The organism is Vagococcus hydrophili, from assembly GCF_011304195.1.
Lineage (GTDB): Bacteria > Bacillota > Bacilli > Lactobacillales > Vagococcaceae > Vagococcus > Vagococcus hydrophili.
Window position 1 is genome coordinate 842698 of sequence record NZ_CP049887.1, and the last position, 25129, is coordinate 867826.

At 36.1% G+C, this 25129-nt stretch carries 21 protein-coding genes; 1 reads left to right on the plus strand and 20 read right to left on the minus strand.

Going from position 1 to position 25129, the window contains the following annotated elements:
* Positions 1–137: 137 nt before the first annotated feature.
* From G7082_RS04110 to G7082_RS04190, 17 genes are all read right to left on the minus strand, one after another.
* Positions 138–2042 carry a PTS fructose transporter subunit IIABC gene (locus tag G7082_RS04110; protein ID WP_166033954.1) on the minus strand — a complete coding sequence of 635 codons (1905 nt, stop codon included), beginning with the start codon at positions 2040–2042 and terminating at the stop codon, positions 138–140.
* 21 nt (positions 2043–2063) lie between these two features.
* On the minus strand, positions 2064–2978 hold the full coding sequence (gene pfkB / locus G7082_RS04115) for a 1-phosphofructokinase (protein WP_166033955.1): 915 nt from the start codon (positions 2976–2978) through the stop codon (positions 2064–2066).
* A complete protein-coding gene (locus tag G7082_RS04120) occupies positions 2975–3727 on the minus strand; it encodes a DeoR/GlpR family DNA-binding transcription regulator (RefSeq protein WP_166033956.1) in 753 nt (250 codons plus the stop codon). Before G7082_RS04120 ends, pfkB begins: the two co-directional genes overlap by 4 nt.
* 275 nt (positions 3728–4002) lie before the next feature.
* The gene (gene ftsY / locus G7082_RS04125; RefSeq protein WP_166033957.1) at positions 4003–5292 is read right to left on the minus strand and encodes a signal recognition particle-docking protein FtsY; all 1290 of its coding nucleotides are present in this window, start codon (positions 5290–5292) and stop codon (positions 4003–4005) included.
* Positions 5293–5306: 14 nt separating this feature from the next.
* Positions 5307–6119, minus strand: coding sequence for a Cof-type HAD-IIB family hydrolase (locus G7082_RS04130; RefSeq protein WP_166033958.1), 813 nt, complete (start codon positions 6117–6119; stop codon positions 5307–5309).
* Between the two features lie 15 nt (positions 6120–6134).
* Entirely contained in the window at positions 6135–9710 is a 3576-nt protein-coding gene (gene smc / locus G7082_RS04135; protein WP_166033959.1) for a chromosome segregation protein SMC, read from the minus strand.
* An 18-nt stretch (positions 9711–9728) separates the two neighbouring features.
* Positions 9729–10433 carry a ribonuclease III gene (gene rnc, locus G7082_RS04140; RefSeq protein WP_166033960.1) on the minus strand — a complete coding sequence of 235 codons (705 nt, stop codon included), beginning with the start codon at positions 10431–10433 and terminating at the stop codon, positions 9729–9731.
* A gap of 119 nt (positions 10434–10552) precedes the next feature.
* Complete coding sequence (locus G7082_RS04145; RefSeq protein WP_166033961.1) at positions 10553–12334, minus strand: oligopeptide ABC transporter substrate-binding protein; 1782 nt, start codon at positions 12332–12334, stop codon at positions 10553–10555.
* Between the two features lie 23 nt (positions 12335–12357).
* Positions 12358–13203: an ABC transporter permease gene (locus G7082_RS04150; RefSeq protein ID WP_166036014.1), complete on the minus strand. Its 846-nt coding sequence runs from the start codon at positions 13201–13203 to the stop codon at positions 12358–12360.
* Between the two features lie 81 nt (positions 13204–13284).
* On the minus strand, positions 13285–14247 hold the full coding sequence (gene opp4B, locus G7082_RS04155) for an oligopeptide ABC transporter permease (protein WP_166033962.1): 963 nt from the start codon (positions 14245–14247) through the stop codon (positions 13285–13287).
* A gap of 1 nt (position 14248) precedes the next feature.
* A complete protein-coding gene (locus G7082_RS04160; RefSeq protein WP_166033963.1) occupies positions 14249–15196 on the minus strand; it encodes an ATP-binding cassette domain-containing protein in 948 nt (315 codons plus the stop codon).
* The gene (locus tag G7082_RS04165) at positions 15196–16200 is read right to left on the minus strand and encodes an ABC transporter ATP-binding protein (protein WP_166033964.1); all 1005 of its coding nucleotides are present in this window, start codon (positions 16198–16200) and stop codon (positions 15196–15198) included. Before G7082_RS04165 ends, G7082_RS04160 begins: the two co-directional genes overlap by 1 nt.
* Positions 16201–16714: 514 nt before the next feature.
* Positions 16715–16954, minus strand: a complete 240-nt coding sequence (gene acpP / locus G7082_RS04170) for an acyl carrier protein (RefSeq protein WP_166033965.1) — start codon at positions 16952–16954, stop codon at positions 16715–16717.
* Between the two features lie 106 nt (positions 16955–17060).
* Positions 17061–18065, minus strand: coding sequence for a phosphate acyltransferase PlsX (plsX, locus tag G7082_RS04175; RefSeq protein ID WP_166033966.1), 1005 nt, complete (start codon positions 18063–18065; stop codon positions 17061–17063).
* Between the two features lie 51 nt (positions 18066–18116).
* Entirely contained in the window at positions 18117–20156 is a 2040-nt protein-coding gene (recG, locus tag G7082_RS04180) for an ATP-dependent DNA helicase RecG (RefSeq protein ID WP_166033967.1), read from the minus strand.
* 75 nt (positions 20157–20231) lie between these two features.
* Positions 20232–21869, minus strand: a complete 1638-nt coding sequence (locus G7082_RS04185) for a DAK2 domain-containing protein (RefSeq protein WP_420825026.1) — start codon at positions 21867–21869, stop codon at positions 20232–20234.
* A gap of 94 nt (positions 21870–21963) precedes the next feature.
* Positions 21964–22326, minus strand: coding sequence for an Asp23/Gls24 family envelope stress response protein (locus tag G7082_RS04190; protein WP_166033969.1), 363 nt, complete (start codon positions 22324–22326; stop codon positions 21964–21966).
* 215 nt (positions 22327–22541) lie between these two features.
* On the opposite strand from G7082_RS04190, the gene rpmB reads away from it, so the two are divergent.
* Positions 22542–22730, plus strand: a complete 189-nt coding sequence (gene rpmB, locus G7082_RS04195; RefSeq protein WP_086951260.1) for a 50S ribosomal protein L28 — start codon at positions 22542–22544, stop codon at positions 22728–22730.
* A gap of 114 nt (positions 22731–22844) precedes the next feature.
* On the opposite strand, the gene G7082_RS04200 is transcribed toward rpmB, so the two are convergent.
* Genes G7082_RS04200 through rsgA form a run of 3 tightly spaced genes read right to left on the minus strand, consistent with a single transcriptional unit; the run spans position 22845 to position 25052 of the window.
* Entirely contained in the window at positions 22845–23501 is a 657-nt protein-coding gene (locus tag G7082_RS04200; protein WP_166033970.1) for a thiamine diphosphokinase, read from the minus strand.
* On the minus strand, positions 23501–24154 hold the full coding sequence (gene rpe, locus G7082_RS04205) for a ribulose-phosphate 3-epimerase (protein ID WP_166033971.1): 654 nt from the start codon (positions 24152–24154) through the stop codon (positions 23501–23503). The genes G7082_RS04200 and rpe overlap by 1 nt, the downstream gene beginning before the upstream one ends.
* 10 nt (positions 24155–24164) lie before the next feature.
* Positions 24165–25052 (minus strand): ribosome small subunit-dependent GTPase A, encoded by an 888-nt coding sequence (gene rsgA, locus G7082_RS04210; protein WP_166033972.1) that lies wholly within the window; start codon positions 25050–25052, stop codon positions 24165–24167.
* Positions 25053–25129 lie beyond the last annotated feature (77 nt).

A 25129-nucleotide genomic window follows, 5' to 3' on the forward strand; every position in this document is an offset into this window, starting at 1 on the left:
CTTTTAGTTTTCTTTTACATTTGTAAATTATTATACCACTTCATAAAATCTTTCTCTAAAATTATGTTTCAAAAACTAACAAAAAATAAGTTGCAAGAAAATCAAAATTGATTTTCATACAACTTATTTTTTTAAATCTATACTTTCTTCTTCAATAACCCTAAAACAATCGCACTAACAAATGAACCGATTAAGATAAAACCTAAGTAAAGAATTGGTTTATTAACTAACATGATAACAAAAATCCCGCCATGTGGTGCCATTAATTTAATGCCTGCACCACCAACTAAAGCGCCAGTTAACGCTGAACCAACCACAAAACTTGGAATCATTTTTAATGGATCAGAAGCTGCAAATGGAATAGCTCCTTCTGTAATAAATGAGAATCCCATGACTAAGTTTGTTAGTCCTGCATCTTTGTCTTTTTTAGTAAATTTATCTTTGAATAAAATCGTTGCAATGGCAATAGCAAGTGGTGGAACCATCCCACCAGCCATCACTGCTGCCATCATTGGACTACCACCTGTAGCTACTGTTGCTGCTAGGGTTCCTGTCCCAAAGACGTAAGCAGCTTTATTTACTGGACCACCTAAGTCAATCGCCATCATTCCACCTAATAACGCACCAAGTAAGGCAGCATTTCCGCCTGATAAACCGTTTAAGAAATTATTCAAGCCATCATTGATCGCTGCCATTGGAACATTAACCACTAACATGATTGCGCCTGTAATTAATACACCAAACAGTGGATAGAATAAAATCGTTTTGATTCCATCTAATGATTTTGGTAATCCTTTAAGAATTTTTCTTAAGAATTCCACCACGTAACCCGCAATGAAACCACCTAGTAAAGCACCTAAGAAACCTGCACCACCTGTATTAGCTAAAGCACCTGCAGCAAAACCAACCACTAAACCGGGACGATCCGCAATACTTGAAGCAATAAATCCGGCTAAAACTGGTAACATGAAACCAAATGCTGCCCCACCAATGGTATTTAATTGAGCGGCTAACTCATGGTAACTACCTAGTTTTGACAATTCTTCTTGAGGAACACCCATAAATTGATCCACCATGAATGACAAGGCAATAATAATTCCCCCACCAATCACAAATGGCAACATATGACTAATCCCATTCATTAAATGTTTATAAATTTGAGAACCAATGCTTCCACTAGCTTTTTCTGAACTTTCTTCTGCTTCAGAATTACCGCTATGATGATAAATTGGTGCTTCTTGTTTAAGTGCTAAATTAATTAATTCTTCTGTTTTTTTGATACCATCACTAACGGGACGATTGATTAAATGCTTCCCTTCGAATCTAGCCATCTCGACATTTTTATCTGCGGCAACAATCACTCCCGCAGCGCGCTCAATGTCCTCCGCCGTTAAATGATGTTTCACACCTTCAGAACCATTTGTTTCGACTTTAATCTCAACATTCATCTCTTTAGCTTTGTTTTTCAGAGCATCTTCTGCCATGTACGTGTGAGCAATACCTGTCGGGCAGGCTGTCACCGCAATCACAAAAGGACGTTCTGTTGCTGTTTGGACTTCCTCTTCTGCTGCTTGCGCTTGATCATACTCTTTTTGCGCTGTGTCAAAAATTGAAATCACTGCTTCTGGGTTTGTTGCCTGTTTTAAAGAGGTAATTAACTCTGGGTTTAAAAGCAAACGAGACAATCCAGCTAAAGCTTGTAAATGTGTGTCATTAGCGCCTTCTGGAGCGGCAATCATAAAGAATAAAAAGGTCGGTTGACCGTCTAGCGCTTCATAGTCAACACCTGTTGAACTTTTAGCGAATAATACAGTTGGTCTAACTACCGCACTATTTTTTGAATGAGGCATCGCAATTCCATCACCTAAACCAGTTGATGTTTGTTCCTCACGTTTAATAATCCCTACTTCAAACATTTCTTGATCATTAATACGACCTGCTTCGTGTAACTTACTCACCATCTCTTTAATCGCAGACTTTTTATCAGTCGCTTTTAAATCCATGATCATACAGTCCATTGCCAATAAATCCGTTACTTTCATTGTTAATCCCCTATTTTTTTATCACGTTAATTTATTTATTTTAACTTTTTCGACTAATGCTAAAATATCTTTACCTGGTGCTAAATCATCATTAAAAGCTGTGGCGCTTCCTGATGCCACGCCGTACTTAAAGGCTTCTAATATCTCTTTTTCTTGAGAGAGTTGACTGACAAAGCCAGCTACCATTGAATCCCCTGATCCAACTGAATTTTTCAATTGACCGACTAATCCAGGTGCTCTGTAAACACCTGTTTCATTGAATAATGCTGCACCATCTTTCCCCATTGATAGTAAAACATTTTCCGCTCCCATAGCGACCAACTTTTGACCGTAAGGAATCATCTCTTCAAAACTATTGAATGATGTATTAAATATATCTGCCAACTCATGATGATTCGGCTTGATAAGTGTTGGTGAGAATTTTAAAATATCCAATAATTTCTCACTACTAATATCCACCACAAAGGGAATATTTAATTCACTCACTAGCTGAACTAATTCTGTGTAAATATCCTCAGATACGCCTTTTGGAATACTTCCTGAAAAGACGATTAAATCAGATGACGTACAATCTGATAGCTGTGATTTTAAAGCGTGTAAGTGAACAGATTCAATTGTAGGACCTTGACCATTGATCTCTGTTTCAACATCACTCTTTAACTTAATGTTAATTCGTGTGTCTCCTGGTACTTCGATAAAATCTGTGATTAAGCGTTCTTCACTTAATTTATTTCTGATGAATGAGCCCGTAAACCCGCCAACAAAACCTAAATTTATTGATTCCACATCCAAGTTTTTCAAAATTCTAGAAACATTAATTCCTTTGCCTCCTGGAAACTTGTATTCCTCAGTTGTTTTGTTCAGTTGATCCACTTGAAACTCAGGAACTCGAATCACATAATCAATCGCTGGATTTAATGTGACAGTGTAAATCATTTTAAAACCTCCTTGATTGTTGTTTTATTTTTAAGACGGGCTAATTGTTCTTCTTGTAGTAAATCTGTAATGAGTAATGCCTCTTCGATATTACCAATTTTAGAAAAATTCACCTTGTCAAATTTCGTCTTGTCTGCTAAAACAAACACTTGTTGCGACTGATGCATGGCTACTTTTTTAATCGCTGCTTCTTCTGCATCAACTGTTGTATAACCATATTCATCATGAACGCCATTAGCTCCCATAAAAGCTTTATCAAAATAACACATTTTGATTTGCTCAATGGCTTGATGACTAACCGCCGCTTTTGTCGTGTTTCTAATCGCGCCACCAATCATGGTTATTTGAAGCCCTAAATCAATACCTGCACTGGCATGTTGAACAGAGTTCGTCACAACATGAATCGTTTTATCCTTTAAAAAGGGTAACATTTCATATGTGGTTGTTCCTGCATCTAGGTAAATAAATTCACCTTCTGTCACAAGAGAGGCTGCATAAGCACCAATTGAATTCTTTTCATGAACGTTTTTGGATGATTTAGCTTCCATATCTAGTTCAGATTCTAATTTAATGGTTCTCTTAGCACCACCATGAACACGCTTTAAAATTCCGGCAGCTTCCATTTCTTGTAAATCACGACGAATCGTTGATTCAGAAACATCTAAAGATGACATAAGTTCTCTTGTTTTAATGATATTCTTTTCATTGAGTAAAGATAAAATCGCTTGTTGTCTTTCTTCTGTTAACATAATGATCACTCCATATTTTTATAATACTATCAAATACTTTCTTTTTCAATCAAAAACATTCAAAAATAAAAAAATAACTGTCAATTTCTGACAGTTATCTATTTGTTTAGTTTAAATGACTTCCAGTTGATTGGAGCAAAGCCCTCAAAAATGCACGCTAGTAGTCCGGCATTGATAAGCTGCTCCTTCGGTAACTTCACTATCAATAGTCAATCAAAAACCGATTGATTATTGATACCTCCAGTTACTCAGAGCATAACGCTTATAAATGCACTTTAGTCTTCATACATTTCCATTAGGTCTTTGAATAATCCGTAGACGAATTGGTTTGGATCGAAGTCTTCTAGGTCTGTGATTCTCTCTCCTAATCCAACTAACTTAACTGGTAGGTGTAGTTCGTTACGGATGGCTAGAACCATTCCACCTTTGGCTGTTCCATCTAATTTAGAAAGAACAATCCCTGTTACATCTGTCGTATCTTTAAATTCTTTGGCTTGAACCATAGCATTTTGACCTGTTGTTGCATCCACTACAAGTAATACTTCGTGAGGAGCAGATGGGTATTCACGTTCAATAATACGTTTCATTTTTTCAAGTTCTTTCATCAGATGAACTTTATTTTGTAAACGTCCTGCTGTATCCACTAATAGGATATCGTAGTTCTCTTTTTTCGTTTTTTCAACAGCATCAAATACAACCGCTGCAGGATCACTACCGGCAGCATGTTTTACAACATCCACTCCAGCTCGTTCACCCCAAACAGCTAACTGATCAATTGCTCCGGCTCTAAAGGTATCTGCGGCTGCAAGTAAGACTTTTTTCCCGTCTTGCTTGTATCGATGAGCCAGTTTCCCAATGCTCGTTGTTTTCCCAACGCCATTGACTCCAACAAATAAAATAATTGTTGGACCATCTGTTTGGATATTCAGCTCGTTATTCTCATCAGCACCCTCAGCGTCATAAATTTCAACTAATTTTTCGATAATTGTATTCTGAACGTCAGATTGTTTTTTAACATTTTTCAGTTTTACTTCTTCTTGAAGTTCATCTGAAATTCGCATAGCTGTTTCAAAACCAACATCGGCTCTGATCAACGCTTCTTCTAATTCTTCGAAAAACTCATCATCCACCATACGGAAATTCGAGAATAAATTATTCATAAATTGTCCGAATGTCTTACGTGATTTTTCTAAGCCTTTGTCGTATTTTTCAACCGTTGTTTCTTCCTCTACTTTTGGTTGTTCCACAACAACTTCTTCTTGAATAGGGGCTTCTTCGACTACTGGTTGTACCTCTTCAACTATAGGCTCCTCAACACTGACCTCTGATTCAACTTGCTCAGGTTCTTCAGCTTTAATTTCAGTTGTCTCAAAAGCCATTTCTTCTTCCACTTTAATCGGTTCAGAAATCATTTCTTCTGTCACTTCAACTACTGCTTCCACTACTTGCTCAGCAGGTTCCTCTATTTGAGGCGTTTCTTCTATCTCAACAATTTCTTCTTTTATTTCAACTTGTTCTGACTTTTCTCCTAGAACAGCTTTTTTTATCTTATCAAAAAATCCCATGATGAACCTCCTTTTTAATCCCTTAACACAAATTTTTCAACAGCATATGCCACGCCGTCTTCCTCATTTGATTTTGTAATAAATTGGGCTAGTTTTTTGACGGTTTCGTTCCCGTTCTCCATTACAACGCCCATACCAGCATACTCAATCATCGAAATATCATTTTCCTCATCACCAATTGCCATAACTTCTGATTGCTTAATGCCTAATTCTTTCGCAAGTAAATCAATTCCATTTGATTTACTTACATCACGGTGGATAATTTCAAGTAAACATGGACGAGATTTCATAATATTGAATTTTTCTTTCCAGATGTCGTCTAAGCTTTTTAGTTTTTCATCTAAGTACTCAGGTTCAACGCCAACTACCATTTTATTGAAGATAATGTCTTCTGTTAATTCATCTGGTGTCATAGTTTTATACGTTAAGATTGGGTTCAACGTTTGATAGATTGATTTCTTACTTTTAGACGTTGTTAAATTAATACAAGTATCTACTGAAATAATATCTAAAGGTAAATCTAATTCAGTCATCACCTCAGCCATTTGTTTCACTTCTTCAAGGCTTAATGAATAAGAAAGTAACTCTTCACCTGTATCATTTTTTTGAATCGCTCCACCATTAAAGGTAATGCTATAATCCTCTGCATCTCTTAATTCTAAACGGTTCAAATAAGTTTCAATCGCAATCAAAGGTCGTCCCGTACATAAAACAATTTTTGTTCCTTGTTCTTTTGCTTTAGTTAAAACTTCTTTATTACGATCAGTAATTTTCTTTTCATCTGTTAACAACGTGCCATCTAAATCTATTGCTACTAATTTAATCATTTATATCCTCCTAAGTTAAGGCATATCTAATAATTCTTGATTCTCTAACTCTTCTAAATGAACGGAAACAATCTTAGAAACACCTGATTCTTGCATGGTTACTCCGTACAAAACACTAGCCGATTCCATCGTCCCTTTACGGTGAGTAATCACGATAAACTGTGTCGACTCCCCAAATTGGCGTAAATAATTACCATATCTTGCCACGTTGGCATCATCAAGAGCTGCTTCGACTTCATCTAAAATACAGAAAGGCACTGGACGCGCTTGAATAATCGCAAATAATAAAGCAATTGCCGTTAAGGCTCTCTCCCCGCCTGATAAAAGACTTAAATTTTGTAATTTTTTACCAGGTGGTTGGGCAATAATATCTATCCCTGTATGAAGTAAATCAGTAGGATCTGTTAACACTAAATCTGCGTGACCGCCACCAAACATGTTCGGGAATACCACTCTAAATTCTTCACGAATATCACAGAAAACGTCATGGAATTTCTTAATTACTAGTTCATCCATCTCATTCATTGTCTCAAACAATTCATTTTTTGCAAGGATCAAATCTTCTTGCTGGCTCACAAGGAATTGATAACGCTCATTGACTTCTTCATACTGCTCGATTGACGAGACATTCACCACACCTAACTGTTGAATGCTTGCCTTTAACAGTTGAATGCGTTCCTTACCTTCTTCAAAGTCAACCATCTCTGGATAAAGGGCTTTTCCACCTTCATACGTCATGCCGTACTCTTCTTGAAGGTACGTTAAACATCTATCTAAAGCAATACCTGAGCTATTTTTAGCGACTTCGATAGCCGTTTTTTCATCCATCACTTTTTGGATACTTTGATTTTTAAGAACGACTTCTTTTTCTAATACCTCAATTGCTTTATACAGTTCTTCACGTTGATTTTTTAATGTTTCCAATTCAGTCGTGATAACTTCTCGGTTTTCTCTTAAACGGGTCATCTCTACATAAATCTTTTGACTCGTTTCTCCTTGAGTGAGATGCTCATGAGACTGATCATCTAATTGAGAGACAATTGCTGCTTTTTGATTCGTTAACTCTGTTTGTTCTGCATTTTTTTCAGCTTGTCTTGAAACCAATTGACTGATTTTTTCTGTTAAGACAGCAAGTTCTGATTGCTGTTTGTTTAACTCTTGTTGGGTTTCTTCTTTTTTTAGCGTATTCTCTTCTTCTAATTGGCTTGTTTGAGCCATTAGCTGATCTAGCTCTGCTTGTTTCTCATCTAGTTTTTCTTTCGCTTCTGTGAGTTGCTCTTTTTCTTCCTGATAATCTTCTAAGAAGCGTTGCAATTCTCGTTTTTCATATTCAAAGGCACGACGTTCTTTTTCTTGTTGCGTGCTTCTTGTTTCAAGTTGATTGACTTCGTTGGTTAAGTTTTGTTCTGAAAGACGGGCTTCCTCGCCAGATTTTCTTAACGCATCTAAATCCGTTTCTGCCTTTTGACTTGTTGCTTTTAAGTCTCTAACTTCTGCTTCTTTTGTTTCGTAAAGCTTGGTCATTTGAGCAATTTGCGTTTCTAATTCTTTCAGTTCATGCCCTTGTGAGAAGAGTTGGTTATTTTGACCATTTTTACTCGCCCCACCAGTCATTGAACCCCCAGGATTCATCACGTCGCCCTCTAAAGAAACAACTCTAAATTGGAAGTTAATCTGTTTAGCTAGTTCATTGGCTGATTTTAAATCTTTGGCAATAATCGTTAGACCTAAAATATTTTGAACCACGCTTTTAATTGATTCATCATAGCTGATCAACTCACTGGCAACACCCACATAACCTGAATGTTGAGAGACTCTACTTTTCATCGTGTCATTGAGCTGGCGTGCCTTAATCGTTGTCAAAGGTAAGAACGTTGCTCGACCCACACGTTTTTGTTTTAAATAGGCAATCGCTTGTCTGGCACTCTGCTCATTTTCAGTAATGACATGTTGGGCTGAGGCTCCTAACGCTGTTTCAATGGCTAAACTAATTTCTTTTGGTACTTCGATTAATTCTGCCACCGCACCAACAATTCCGCCAAGTTGTTCACGGTCTTTTAAGACAGAACGAACCCCTTGATAAAACCCTGAATAATTCGCTTGTAAATCTTTCAAACTTTTTTCTTTGGCTTGACCTTGTTGTAAGATTTTCAGTGCTTCATACATTTGACGTTCATTAGCTGTGACTTGTTGTCTTAAAAGTAGGACTTCTTTTTGCTTTTCTTGGAAATTCTCAAGTAGCTGAGTCACTTGCTCTGTTTGGTCCACTAATTTCTTAGCTTGTTTTTCCTTTTGAGCTTTGGTTTCTTTTTCTTCTAACAATAAGCGGTCATAGGTAGATACATCTTTTTCACTACGTACCATTTCTTGCTGGTATTGTTTTTCTAAATGTTTCAAATCATTGTTAATATTGGTTTGTTGTTGCATCACATCTACATAGTCACTTCTTAAATCTTCTAATTGTTCCTTAGCTGATTTACTGAAACGCATCACTTGCTCACTTAAACTAGCTACAGAAGCTAGTAACTCTTTTTCACTCTGAGTTAATTGCTCTTGCTCTTCTAGTAGGCTTGCTACTTCTGTTCTTAACAGTGATTCTTTTGTCTCAATGGCTTGTAAACTTTCTTGATAAGACGATTTATTTTGTGTTGAAAAGCGCTGACGTTCTTCAAGCACATTTTTTTGACCTTCTAATTGCTCGTAGCCTGTTGTCACTTCTAATAGATGACTTTGTTTTTCATCAACAGTCTTTTCAAGTTGCTCCCGTTTTTCTTTTAATGTTTCTAACTGAGTTTCTGCCTGCTCTAAAGCATGACGTTTTTCTTCAATATCCTTCAATAAAATATTAAGAGCCGTCTCTTTTTCGTCCCAGTTTTGTTTATTTTTTTCAATTTCTTGAACAGAGACATTCACATCAACTTCTGTTAATTGCTCTTTTAAATGAAGATATTTTTTAGCTGTATCACTTTGTTCTCTCAAAGGATTTAACTGAACTTCTAATTCATAAATAATATCTTGCACACGACTTAAATTATCATCGGTTTCACTTAATCTACGTTCTGCTTCTTTTTTTCGGGTTTTATATTTTAAAACACCTGCTGCCTCTTCAAAAATCCCGCGACGATCTTCTGGTTTACTATTAAAAATAGCTTCCACCTTACCTTGCGAAATAATCGAGAATGATTCTTTTCCAAGACCTGAATCCATAAAGAGATTCACAATATCTTTCATCCGACAGCTTTGTTTATTAATAAAGAAATCACTGTCCCCACTACGAGTTAAACGCCTTGTGACACTAACTTCGCTAAAATCAAGTGGTAAGAACCGTTCTTCATTATCCAAGACAAGGGTTACTTCCGCACGATTTAGAGCCGCACGTGAAGAAGAGCCAGCAAAAATCACGTCTGGCATGGTTCCCCCACGTAAATTTTTGGCTGACTGCTCCCCTAATACCCATCTAATGGCTTCCGTTATATTACTTTTTCCACTTCCGTTTGGTCCAACTACTGCGGTTAAGCCTTGGTTAAATTCAATAATCGTTCGGTCAGCAAATGACTTAAACCCAGCTATTTCAATTCGTTTTAAATACACTAAAGTTTAGTCTCCTTCCTAAGATTGCTTATTATTCGCAATATCTGCTAAGGCAACTTCCGCGGCCTTTTGTTCTGCTGCTTTTTTGCTCTTACCTGAACCAATTCCTAATGATTTTCCACCTGCGTTGATTTCTACATGGAAAATACGGCTATGAGCTGGCCCTTCTTCTCTTACTAATTGATAATCAATTAAGATGTCTCCATTTTTTTGTAATACTTCTTGTAAGGCTGTTTTGTGATCCATCTCATGTGAAAAAGCACCCGCTTCGATTCTTGGAATAATCACTTGATCAATAAAGTCTTTCGCTGCTTCTTGTCCTTGATCAATAAATAATGAACCTAAAAAGGCTTCAAACAAATCACATAAAAGTGATGAACGTGTGCGTCCATTAGAATTTTCTTCACCTTTTCCAAGACGAACGAATTTATCAAACTGGCAATCTTTAGCAAACATAGCTAAACTATCTTCACGAACGATTGTGGCACGTAACTTTGTTAGTTTCCCTTCAGGTAGGTCTTGATAATGATGGTATAAGTAATCAGAGATAATTAATTCTAATACCGCGTCTCCTAAAAATTCTAAACGCTCATTATCCGTCATTTCCAAATGTCGATGCTCATTCACATAGGATGAATGGGTAAAAGCTTGTTCTAAAAGACCGATGTCCTTAAATGTAATCCCGTACTCGTCTTTGATTAAATAAATTAGTTCTTGAATCATGTTTGCTTTTCTTCCTCTCAATCCAAATGTCATATAAACATTATACGTTTTTTTCATTGCTTTTAAAACAAAAACTATCAACACAAGAAAGTTTTCTTGCGTTGATAGTTAAAAAGGTATTATTTTTTCTCAGTTACTCCGATTGTAGACCATGGATTAACTTGAGTAGAGTATGCCCAGTCGTATCCTGCTACACGATCAGTAACTGGTAACACTGCATCTCTAAATAAAATCGGTAATACATATGCTTCTTCACTTGCATATTCTTGCCACTCTTTAAATGCTTTCACTCGGTAGTCTTTATCAAAGGCTTTTTCAGAATCAATGTTACCTAATAATTCAGTGTTTTTCTCTGATTCGAAACGAGTGTAGTTAAATGGTGCTGCTTTACCGTATAAACCTGATTGAGATGGGTCACTACTTACACCCCAAGCTGCTTGGTATACATCGATTTCTGGATCATCATTTTTCAACTTGTCATAGAATGAGTTCATTTCGATTAAACGGCCTGTTGCCAATTTAACGTCTAAACCAATTTCTTTCCAACAGTTGATATAGTATTCTGCTAATGGTTGTGCTGTTTCTCCACCTGACATAGCAGCATATTTAATTTCTAATTTTTCACCTTTAGGATCGCGACGGAATTCTTCGCCATCTTTTTTCTTGTAGCCAGCGTCATCTAAAATTTTGTTTGCTTTTTCAACATCTTGTTTCGCATAGCCTTCTAATTCTTTATCACTAAATTCATTAAAGATTGGTGGTACTAAAGCGTTAGCAGATTGACGTAAACCGTGGTAGAATTTATCAGCCACTGCTGTGTTATCAATCGCATATCCCATTGCTTGACGTAATTCTTTGTTCGCCATTTTAGCTTCTGGGTTATAAGCTACAGCTTTTTTATCTGTATCCCATTTACCTAATTTGAAACCAATGTAACTATATGCTAAATCCGCACGACCTAAGATTTCATATCCTTCAATGTCTTTGTATGATGGATAGTTGTCTGTTGGCATACTGAAAATCATGTCATATTTTTTAGCTTTCATTGCTTCTGTTAATGAATTAGTTGGTGCAACACGCAAGATTAATTTATCTAATTTTGGTTTTTCACCATAATAGAATTCATTTGGTGCATACTCTACAGATTCACCTTGAGTGATTTTAACCATTTTGTAAGGTCCTAAGGTTACTGGCGTCTTACGAACTGGGTCACTTGATTCCATACCTTTAACTGGCATATCTTTAAAGATGTGAGATGGCATAGCACTTGACCATACTGTTTCACTTGTTTGTTTCATTCCAGGATTCATTTCTTTATAAGTGATTTCAATTGATTTGTCATCAATTTTCTTGATTCCTGAAATATCTTTTGATTTACCATCATGGTATTCTTCAACACCCACTACGTTAGTGAAATCTTCACCATAACGAATACCTGCATAATCAGGATGAGCAATAACTAAATATGGTTGGATTAAATCTTCTGCAATTAAAGGTTTACCATCTGACCACTTAGCATCTTTAGTAATTGTTAATTTGATTTTTTTGCCTTTTACATCAATATCTTTTTTAACTAAACCATTCTCAGTTGTTTCGAAGTTTTCGTCTGAAAAGAAAATAGCTTCGTGAGAAGGATCCATGAATAATTGATCCACATTATTTTCATAAAACTCAGCTGCAAATAATCCAGCAAATTGGGAATCTGTTGCGACACCAGCTTCTAATGTGCCACCTTCGATTACTTTTTTGTCGTTACTTGTTTTAGATGGGAACTTAGAAACGTCTTCCTTTTTAGTATCTCCCGACTTTTTACCAGTATCTTTTCCTCCACCACAGGCAGCTAAACCAACTGTCACTGCAGCACCAAGTGCCATAGCACTAACTAATTTTTTGTACTTCATCCTTCATTTCCCCTTTGATTTTTTTAACCTAAACGTTGACGCGCATCAGCTGAACGCTTAAATGCTTGACCAACATAATTTATACTCAGCATCATTACTAAGATAAGTATTGATGCGGGAGCCCAAATCCATGTCATAGTAGATAATACATCACCATTAGATGCATATCCGATTAACGTACCCAAACTTGGTGTTGCTGGTGGCAACCCAAAACCTAAGTAAGATAGGGTTGTTTCAATCCCGATGTTAGCAGCGAAATTGATTGTTAAGTTAGTGATAATCAATGAACTTAAGTTAGGCATTAATTCACCAAACATAATTTTAAAATCGCTAGTTCCTAACGTTTTAGAGGCGCTAATATAATCACGACGACCTTCTGATAAAGTTTTCCCTCTAAATAAACGAGCTTTCGCTACCCAGAAGAATAAACTCATAATCATAACAAAACTTGATACATTGTATTTTGGTGTAATTGTTACAAATACAATAATTACCATAGTAATTGGAAGAATCATGATAAAATCAACAATTCTCATAATAACTGTATCTATCACTCCACCATAGTACCCAGCAATAATCCCTAAACCTACCCCAATAATTGAAGTGATAATAGTGATTGTGAAACCGATGACCACAGAGTTTCTAGCTCCAATAATTAATTGACCAAAAACATCACGTCCACCTTCATCGGCTCCTAACAAGAAACCGTTACCTGGTGGTGCATATTTATCAAAAATACTAACTTTCATAACTGCTGATTGATCTAATACCATAGCACCTATAAAAATAGTTAACATGATAATAACCAATAGACCTAATGAAAATAAGGCTAATTTATCTTTTTTAAATTCTCTAATAATCATTTTCATACCTGTAGGAGGTACACTTACTACTTCTTGTTCTTTCTTTTCTTTACTCACACTTATTCTCCTTTCTTATTCCTTGTTTGGTTACTGAATACGAATTCGAGGATCCACAATACTCATTACAATATCAGAAATTAAGTTTCCGACAATTGTTACAATACCTAAAATTAAAACTAAGGCAGTAATAACTGAGTAGTCACGACCATTAATTGCATCAATAAATAATTTACCAATACCTGGATAAGCAAAGGTTTGCTCAATAACAACTGAACCACTAATAAGCGCTGATACTTCATAACTTAGTTGGGCAGCAATTGGTAAAGAAGCGTTTCTAAAAATGTGTCTTGTAAAGACTTTGTTTGTTGGAACTCCTTTCGCACGAGCTGTACGAACAAAATCCATTTGTTGTGCGTCAATTACTTCATTACGTAAGTACTGAATCGTCACAGCTGTAGCAAGTATGGCTTGTGTGATGGCTGGTAAAATCATATGGTAGAATTTGCTACCAAAGTATGCCATTGAACCTGGCTCTAAACCACTACCCACAGAACCTGTTGTTGGAAACCAGTCTAAACGATAACCAAAAATAAATAACATTAATAACGCAAAGATGAAAATTGGAACAGCAAAACTTACAAAGTTGTACACTACAACTGTTTTATCAAATAATGAGTTTTGGTATCTACCTGAGAACAAACCTAAAGGTAAAGCAATCAAGTAAGTTAAAACAGCAGTTAATAGTGATAAAATAATTGTATTTGTTGCACGTTGCCCAATAATATCTGTTACTGGCAATTTATAAAGGAAACTTTGTCCAAAATCACCTTGAACAGCATTTGTTACCCAATCCCAGTACTGGACGTACCATGGATTGTTCAAACCAGCTGCTTCACGCATTTTATCAATGGTCGCTGGGTCCATGTTTGGATTAATTAATCCCGTAAACGGATCCCCCGGCATTGCTTTAGCTAAAATAAAAATGAATAAGCTCAAAATAATTATTTGAGGAATCATGGCTAAGACACGGCGTAATATTGTTTTCCACATACTATTTTCCTCCTCCTTCGCCTAAGTTAACAGCAGCTCGATGAGTTGGGCTGATAGTTTGTAGGTCATACACGCGACCATTTTCATCATAATAATGATTGTATAACTCGTCGTATTCTCTTTCGACTTTACGACGGTTTTCTTTGTGCTCTGCACGGTTGTCCACATCAATTTTTGGAATCGCTGATAATAAGCGTTTTGTATAAATATGTTGTGGGTCGTTATAAATATCTTCTCTTGAGCCAATTTCAACGAAACGGCCTTTGTTCATGATGGCGATGTTATCACACATGTGTTTAACAACCCCTAAATCATGAGAGATGAATAGATAACTTAAATTGTATTCTTCTTGAATACGTTTCATGAAGTTTAGTACTTGCGCTTGTACCGATAAATCTAGGGCTGATACTGGCTCATCTGCGATAATCAATTTTGGATTCGTCGCAACGGCACGGGCAACACCTAAACGTTGTCTTTGACCACCTGAGAATTCATGTGGGTATTTGTAAAGCGCATCTGTTGGCATCCCAACGATATCTAATAAACCTTGAACTTTTTTCTTTTCTTCTTGATCAGATAATTTTTCAAAGTTACGAATTGGTTCAGCAATAATATCAATAACACGTTTTTTAGGATTTAAACTAGACATTGAATCTTGGAAAATCATTTGAACGTCTTTGTTATAGCCAATTTTTTTACGAATGCTACGATTAGTAACATCACTATCCTCAAAAATAATTTCACCTGATGTTGCTTTTTCAAGACCAACAATTGTTTTACCAATCGTTGATTTACCTGAACCAGATTCTCCTACTAAACCGTAAGTAGTTCCAGCTTCAATTTCAAAATTAACACCGTCAACTGCGTACACGTAATCAACGACTTTATTGAAGAAACCTCCACGAATAGGATAGTGAACTTTTAAATCTTTAATTTGAATTAATCCCATTACGCTTTACCCTCCTCGTTAAAATGAAAATGCTTGTAACATGTACAACGAACAAAATGTCCTGGTTCAACTTCATGTAATGTTGGTGTTTTTTCATGCTCTTCTTCTTTAATCCATGGGATACGTTCAGCAAAACGACAGCCTTCGCGTTCCATGTTTTTAAGAGTTGGCACAACCCCTTCGATTACGTGAAGATCACTATCATGCGCATCTTCTTGTGGAATTGAGTTTAGTAATGATCTTGTATATGGATGTTGTGGGTTTTTAAATAATAAATCAACTGGAGCTTCTTCTACTATTTGTCCACCGTACATAACAGCGACACGGTCAGCTGTTTCGGCTACAACACCTAAGTCATGGGTAATTAAAATAATGCCCGACTCTGTTTCTTTTTGCAGATCATTTAGTAAGTCTAAAATTTGAGCTTGGATCGTTACGTCTAACGCCGTTGTAGGCTCATCTGCAATAATAATTGGTGGTTTACAAGCAATGGCAATTGCGATAATTACACGTTGTCTCATTCCTCCAGATAACTCATGTGGGTATTGTTTTGCAACGCGTTTAGGATTAACAATTCCTACTTGATCAAGTAAATCAACCGCGCGCTCATTTCTTTCGTCTTCTTTTAAATCAGTGTGATAAAACAGCGATTCAGCAATTTGGTCACCGATTCTCATTAAAGGGTTAAGTGCTGATAAAGGGTCTTGGAAGATCATCCCAATATCATTTCCTCTTACTTTATTATATAGCGTTTCATTTAACCCAACGAGATTCAAATCATTATAGATGATATCTCCTGTAATTCTAGTTTTGTTTGGATCTTGTAATCCCATGATTGTCATAGCTAAGGTACTTTTACCACAACCTGACTCCCCAACAATCGCTAAAATTTCATTTTTGTCTAACGTAAGTGATACGTCATCCACTGCATCATAGTAATCATCCTTAAAGCGAAAACCAGTGTGCAAATTTCTAATTTCTAATAACTTGTTGTCAACAAACAATAGAATTCTCCTTTCTGTTCTATTCCCGTACTGATTTCATTTCTTATTTAAAATTTAACACTTCATTTATTTTGTCCACAGATTTTTCATAAAAAAACCCTAAGATATCTTATAATTATATTAGAATAACTCATATTAATCAATACCTAGGGATTAGATAAAATGAGATTATGATTAAAAAATATAGTGTTTATACTCATAATAAGCTTAAAACAAACAGTCCTCTCTAATTTAATTTTTTAGTTTTTATAGATAAAAATGTAACTTAATATAAAATTAAAAGCTCTTTACAGTCTTTATTTATCAAATAAGCGTTAAAAATAACCGCAGAATAATAACCAACATTTCTTTTTATAAAGACAACTTAAATGAGAGTTTTCTAATAAATTTTACTTTAATATCTCATTTTATCTTTTTTTATTTTTTTTACGACCTTTAAAAGAACAAAAGACTTCTAAATGAGTTAAAGTAAAATAAAAAAACAAGTGACAGGTCTATACCTATCACTTGTTTTTTATTGATTACTCATAATATAATCTACAGCTGCACCGATTGTTTCAATTTTCTCAGCATCTTCATCTGAAATTTCTGCTTCAAAGACATCTTCAAGTTCTAAGACGAATTCCATAATGCTAATTGAATCAGCTTCTAGGTCATCCTTGATACTTACTGCTTCTGTTACTTTATCTTCATCGATTTCAAAATGCTCAATCACGATTTCTTTTATTTTTCCAAAGACTTCTTGACGTTCCAATTGACTAACACCCCCGTTCGCTCTTTCTTGCGTTCACTATGATCTTAACCCTAATTTTACTTGTAAAGGGTTGATTTGTCTATCTCTTTACTAATAAAAGCCTATTTTACGCCTCTTTATTATCAAAAAAGGTCTGTAATTCTTCAACTAAATTAGTTTCTAGCATGGTTTTGATTTGTCCCATTGTATGACTCACAGCTTCTGGACCAGTTGATCCATGAGTTTTAACGACTGGCGCCTTCACACCAAACAACACGGCACCACCGTGGCTTGAATAATCTAAAGTACTCTTCATGCCTTTTAAACTATCTTTTAACATCAATGCACCCATTTTACCTTTAAGACCACTATCCATAATCGAAGATTTCAAAATCGTCATTAAAGACATTGCTGTTCCTTCAACTGATTTCAAGACTGCATTTCCAGTAAAACCATCTGTCACCACAACATCAGCCACACCATTAAACAAATCACGAGCTTCAACGTTACCGATAAAATTAATACTTTCTTCTTTTTCAAGGAGTTCATAAGCCGCTTTAGTTAATTCGCTACCTTTTGTGGCTTCCGTCCCATTATTTAATAACCCAACACGAGGATTTTCAATACTACGAACTTTTTTTGCATAAAAAGAACCCAAAATTCCGTAAGTTAACAAATGCTCTGGTTTATTGTCTGCATTTGCTCCCATATCGATAAAATCAAAACCAGCTCCTGCTTCACCAGTAAAAACTGGCATAGTTGTCATCAGACCTGGACGCTCTACTTTTTTGATACGTCCAACAACAAATAATCCAGCTGCCAATAAAGCACCTGTATTCCCTGCTGAAAACAAGGCATCCGCTTCTTTATTCTTAACCGCATGCGCAGCTAAAACCATCGAAGCTTGTTTCTTTTGGCGAATCGATTTGACAGGTTCATCATCACTATTAATCTTTTCATCTGTATGGATAATCGTGACATTTTTCTCGTCAGTCAAATATTTTTTAATTTCATTTTCTTTACCAAATAATAAAAATTCAAGTTCCGGGTAATTTTTTTTAGCTAAATTAATCCCTTCAACAATCGCTTGTGGGGCATTATCCCCACCCATAGCATCTATCGCTATTCTCACATGATTCCCTCTTTTCTCTTACTCAATCTTTTACATTCTACCATATTCTGATTAATCTAAGAACTCTGTTTCTTCATCTCGTTCTTTTAGACTTTTAACGAGTATCTGATTCTCCGTTTTTTCCTGCCAACTTGAATCTGCCAACAACTCTGTCGCTTCTACTCTAGCTGTTTCTAAAATCATCACATCTGCGACAATATCCCCGACTTTAAATACGGGTAAACCTGATTGTTTCGCCCCAAAGAAATCTCCCGGACCACGCATTTCTAAATCTTTTTCACTTAAGACGAAACCATCTGTGGTTTCCGTCATGATTTTCATTCGCTCTTTTCCTTGATCACTCTTAGGATTAGCGACTAAAATACAATAAGAAGCCAAACTACCACGGCCAACACGCCCTCGTAATTGATGAAGTTGTGCCAAACCAAAGCGATCCGCATCCATAATCATCATCATCGTCGAATTAGGTACATTCACCCCAACTTCAATAACTGTTGTTGAAACAAGAACTTGGAGCTGATTATCTTTAAATTCTTCCATAATAGCGTCTTTTTCTTGAGATTTCATTTTCCCGTGAAGCAAACCAACTTTGTAGGTTGGGCTAAAAAACTCACTCAGATGTTCATAGATTTCTGTCGCATTTTTTACGTCCAACATTTCAGATTCTTCTATTAAGGGACAAATAACATACGCTTGTTGCCCTGCTTGGAGTTGTCTATTCATCCATGTTAAAACCGAATCCACTTGTTTAGGTAAAATCCATCTCGTTTCGATGGGAATTCTTCCAGCTGGTAACTCATCAATAACAGAAACATCCATTTCTCCATATGCGGTAATCGCTAGAGTTCTTGGAATCGGAGTTGCTGTCATGAATAATACATCTGGTCGATCTCCTTTTTCACGGAGCATCTTCCTTTGATTTACTCCAAAACGATGCTGTTCATCTGTAATAACAAGTCCCAGATGATTAAACCTGACTTCTTCTTGAATTAAAGAGTGCGTCCCCACAATAATATCAATCTCACCTGAGTCTAGTTCAGCTAAAATTCGGCGTCTTTCGGCGGTTTTAGTGGAACTGGTAAGTAACGCCACACTCACTTCTAATGGATCAAACAAGCCAAGTAAACTTTCCATGTGTTGTTCTGCTAAGATTTCTGTAGGCACCATTAAAGCTCCTTGATAACCAACACTAACCACTGCATACAAACAAATTGCCGCAACAATGGTTTTACCGCTCCCAACGTCCCCCTGAAGCAAGCGATGCATATGTTTTTCATTTCTTAAATCAGAACAAATTTCATTCACCACTCTTTTTTGGGCTTTCGTTAACTCAAAAGGTAAAGTTTCAATAAAAGCTTTTAACTTCTTCACATCATAAAGAATCGCATTTCCTTGTTCTTTAGAGGTTTCTTGATTTTTCAATTGAATCATTTGCAGTTGGAATAAGAAAAACTCTTCAAAAGCTAACCTTCTTTTAGCTAAGCGATTTTCTGCAGTATCTCTAGGAAAATGCATCGCATAGGCTGCTTGTTTTTTAGGCATTAAGCGATATTTATCAACTAACCATTGAGGAAGGTTCTCTTCCAGCTCATCTCCGTACATTTCCCAAGTACTACGAATTAAATCAACTAAGGTTTTCTGTTTAATTTTTTTATTCACGTGATAAATCGGTGAGAAATCCTCTTCATCATCTTGAGTAGCCAAAATTTTCATCCCTGTTAAGGCTTTTCTCTTACCGTCCCATTTTCCGTAAATGGCTATTTCTTCTGATGCGTTAATTTTCGATTTTAAGAAAGGTTGATTAAAGAAAGTCACTCCGATAACAGCTTGTTCGTGCATCATCCGAAAGACTAAACGACTCTTTTTAAACCCGAAATAACTAACGACAGGTTCTGCTAGCACTGTGCCTTTTAAGACTACTTTCTCTTGATCTTGAATCTCATCTAAGGTTTTCTCTTGAATATCATCGTATCTAAACGGATAGTACATTAACAAGTCCTCAATCGTTTTGATTCCTAAACTTTGAATCACTTCTGCTCTTTTTGGTCCCACACCTTTTAACGTGTCGATTGATTGTTTTAGATGACTCATCAAACTCCCCCTTTATGACAAAAAAGAGGCGAGTTCAATTAAACTCAACCTCTTTTATTTTTGTTTTAATTTATTTTACTCTGCAGCAAAAAGATATGGGTAAACCGGTTGATCCCCTTGGTGGATTTCAACTTCTAAATCTTCGTTCATTGAAATAAGTGTTGCTTCAATGCGCTCAGCTTCTTCAGCGTCGCCATCTTCACCAATGATGATTGTCACAATTTCAGTATCTTCTTGAAGCATTCCTTTTAAAGTTTCAACTGACGCATCTAAACGATCTGGATTAGACACAACAATCTTTCCTTCAATCATACCGATATAGTCGTCTTTAGTAATCTCAACACCGTCGATTGTTGTATCACGAACGGCAGTTGTTACTTGACCACTAATCACTTCTTCAAGCATATCTCTCATAGCAGATGTGTTATCTTCTAATGACATTTGCTCATTGAAGCCTAATAAAGCTGTCATTCCTTGAGAAACCGTTTTTGACGGAATCACAACTGCTGGAATTTCACTTACTTCAGCTGCTTGATCAGCTGCCATGAAGATATTTTTATTGTTAGGTAAAATAATGACTTGTTCTGCATGAACGGCATCAATTGCCTTTAAGATATCTTCTGTACTTGGGTTCATTGTTTGCCCACCACTAATAATGTAGTTTGCTCCCATGCTAGTAAATAGCTCTTGAACCCCTTTTCCAGCTGCCACAGAAATAATTCCGTAAGGCACACGTTCTTTAGGTTTCTCAGCTTTTGCTGTACTTTCAGTTTCTAAAATCGTTTCATGTTGAACACGCATGTTATCCACTTTAATTTTAATTAATGAACCGAATTTTTGACCGTAATTCATGACTTCACCTGGTTGCTCTGTATGAACATGAACTTTGATAATTTCATCATCAGCAACCACTAATAAACTATCACCTAGTTCATTTAAGTAGTTTCTAAATGTATCATAATCAAATTCACTATCAACAGTTGGTCCTTCGCCGATACGTACCATAATTTCAGTACAGTAACCAAATTTAATGTCCTCAGTTGCAACAGAACCAGAAACACTTCTGTGATGTTCCGCATTAACCATCGCGTCCATTTGTCCAGGTGTTGGTTGATGTAAGTCACTCTCAACAATTTTTCCTGATAATGATTCTAAGAAGCCTTCATAAACAAAAACTAACCCTTGACCACCACTATCAACCACGCCAACTTCTTTTAAGACTGGTAACATATCTGGTGTTTTTGCCAAAGCTTTTTTAGCGCCTTTAAGAGCTGCTTCCATAACTTCGATACAATCATCAGATGTTTTTGCTTTTTTCTCAGCGCCAATCGCCGCCCCACGAGAAACAGTTAAAATCGTTCCTTCAACAGGTTTCATGACTGCTTTATAAGCTGTTTCCACACCATTTTTAAAAGCGTCTGCTAAATTTTGAGCGCTTAGTGTTTCTTCTTCAATAATTTGTTTTGAAAAGCCACGGAAAATTTGTGATAAAATTACTCCAGAGTTTCCACGAGCTCCCATTAACAATCCTTTTGATAGAATTGCTGCTAATTCGCCAACATGTTCACTAGTCGAGTCTCTGACTGCTTTAGCGCCACTTGTCATTGATAAATCCATATTCGTTCCTGTATCACCGTCTGGTACAGGGAAAACATTTAAAGAGTTTACAAATTCTGCATTTTGATTCAAACGATTCGCACCTGCTTGAACCATTGCTTGAAATTGCCCTCCGTTGATTGCTTTCACTTCCACTAAAATGTTCCTCCTCATTTCTTTCAAAAACATAATCATCTATTATGTGCTTATTTTACTCAGGTTGTACTCGGACACCTTGGATAAAAATATTAACTGAATTTGCGACAACACCTAACATTGTCTCTAGGTTGTATTTCACACTTTCTTGCACATTACGACTTACTTCAGAAATTTTTGTACCATAGCTTACCATGATATAGACATCAACTGCAACGCCATTTTCTTCCTGACGAACAACCACGCCTCTTGAATAATTTTCTTTACCTAAAATATCATTTACATTATCTTTAATTTGATTTTTACTTGCCATGCCAACAATCCCATAGATATCTGTTGCAGCGCCGCCGACAACAGTAGCGATGACATCATTTGAAATTTCAATGGTTCCAGCCTGTGTTTTAATTTTTACAGCCATTTTGCTACCTCCCTATAGTCAGTATTTTCCCATTTTCACGCTTAAGTTTATCACAATCCACAGTAATGTTAAAGAATAAATCACAGATTACCTACTTTTTTAGAATTTTTATCCACTTCAAGTAAAATTTATATTGCATAAACTCTTAATATATGATAAATTATTCTAGTGTGATTAATGTACAATTGATATATACAAAGCAAAGGAGGGATATCATGGCAAAAGAATGTTATATAACTGGGCGTAAAGCAAGATCAGGAAACAACCGCTCTCACGCAATGAACGCATCTAAACGTACTTGGGGTGCTAACTTACAAAAAGTTCGTATCTTAGTAGACGGTAAGCCAAAGAAAGTTTGGGTTTCTGCTCGTGCTTTGAAATCTGGTAAAGTTGAACGCGTTTAATAAAAAAACTGATTAAAGACACTTATATCATTCAGATGATTGGGCGTCTTTTTGTTTTCTATTAAAAAAGAGTTTAAGATAAAACCTTTAAATAGGTGATATCTTAAACTCTTTTTATTTTTTATCCTTTGATTGAATCACGCACATCAAACCACTCTCAAAAGAAAAATGGCTAACATCACCTACAAATTCATTACTTGATAATGACGTAGGATATATAAAATCAACTTGATCCAATTTATATTTAGCATCATACAAGGATAGTTTAGTGATTGGTACCAAACAAACATAAGCCAGATACTTTTTATCTGCTTCCTTAAAGATTTTGTGTTTTCCTGGATTAAAGTAAGTCACACTGTTTTGATCATCAAGGATTCGAATTTTTTCAAAATAAGGCATAAAGCGTTCTTGGAGCGGTAGCCATAGATTGGATAAATAATGATCCAATCTACCACCTGTTGCTCCAATTAATGTGTAATCAGCCTTAGGATGCTTCTCAATTGCTTTTAGAATACCTAATTGCATATCCGTGTCATCTTTTTCAGCAGGACATCGTGCAATATCATCTAGTTGGGTTGTTAACCATTGCCACTCCACTTCAGAAAGGGAATCAAAGTCTCCCACTGCCGCTTCAAGTTCGAAACCAGCTTTAATACCGTAGAGCGATCCACGATCAACGCCAATAAACGCGGTCGTTTCCAGATTGTACTGCGTCATATCCGGCCAACTACTCGGATCTGCCCCACCGATAATCACCACTTCGTTAATCATTACTTCGTTACTTCACGTAATGTTTGAATTCTCTCTCCTACATCAGGTGAGTTATAAACGTAAGATCCAGCCACTAAAACATCTGCTCCCGCATCAACACATGATTTAGCTGTTTTATCATCAACGCCACCATCAATTTCAATTTCATACGTATAGCCATGTTCTTTTCTAAGTTTATCTAATTGCTCAACTTTAACTAAGCACTCAGGTAAGAAAGCTTGGCCGCCAAAACCTGGGTTGACTGTCATAATTAAAACTAAGTCTGCTAAAGCTAAAACAGGTTCAATCACTGAAACAGGTGTTCCTGGATTAATGACCACGCCCGCTTTTTTTCCCGTTGCTTTAATCATTTGCATGGCACGGTGAACATGAACCGTACTTTCAGCATGAACGGTAATAATATCGGCACCCGCTTTCGCAAAATCTTCGATAAAGCGTTCTGGTTCCACAACCATTAAATGCACGTCTAATACTAAATCTGTTACCGGACGAATCGCAGAAATAATATTAGCTCCTAAAGTAATATTCGGTACAAATTGACCATCCATCACATCAACGTGAATATAGTCCGCGCCCTTTTCATCTACCAAACGAATATCTCTTTCTAAATTTGCAAAATCTGCGCTTAAAATTGAAGGTGCTATTTTAACCATTGTTATTGCCTCACTTTTCTTTTTTATTGTATTTTGGTTTTCTTGTTTTAATCTCTTCGTAAAACTGTAAATAATTATCATACCGTGACTGTAAAATGTTGCCTTCTTCTAAACGATGTTTCACTTCACATTTTGGCTCTTTATGATGCATACACTCTCTAAACTTACAAAATTCAGAAGCCTCTAAAAATTCAGGGAAATACTTAGGTAATTCTTCCAAACTCATTTCTAAAAATTCAATTGAACTAAATCCTGGAGTATCAGCAACAAGACCTCCGTTTAATTCAATTAATTCTACATGTCTGGTTGTGTGACGTCCTCGACCTAATGCCTCAGAAATGTCTCCTACTTCCAAATCAAGACTTGGGGCAATTTTATTGAGGAGTGTCGATTTTCCTGCTCCGGATTGTCCCATAAAAACAGTTAGTTTGTCTTTGAAATAAGCGGTCAAGTTATCAGTGTTTCCTGATTCTGAATATAAAACTGGATAACCTACTGATTCGTAATATTTTTTTACATTAGCCATCTCAGCTTTGATTTCTTCTGTCGCTAAATCTAACTTAGTAATATAAATAATCGGTTGGATTTTTTTCGACTCTAAGGTCACTAAAAAGCGGTCTAATAGATTAAAAGAGAAATTAGGTTTGACACAACTAGTCACCACAACTCCTAAATCAATGTTCGCAACAGCCGGTCTAATCAATTCGTTCTCCCGCTCAAAAACATCTAACACATAACCATCTGTTAAATTACTACTTTCAAATTCCACCCAATCACCAACAAGAGGGGTAATGTTGCGATTACGAAAATTCCCACGACCCCTTGTTTGATAGGTTTCTCCCTCATGATATATATAATAAAACCCACTTAACGCTTTTCTAATTTGTCCTTTAGGCATGCTTTCCTCCTTATCAAGATAACGGTTTATTTCTATTTGTTATTGTAACATAAATCACGGTAAAAAAAGAAGAGACT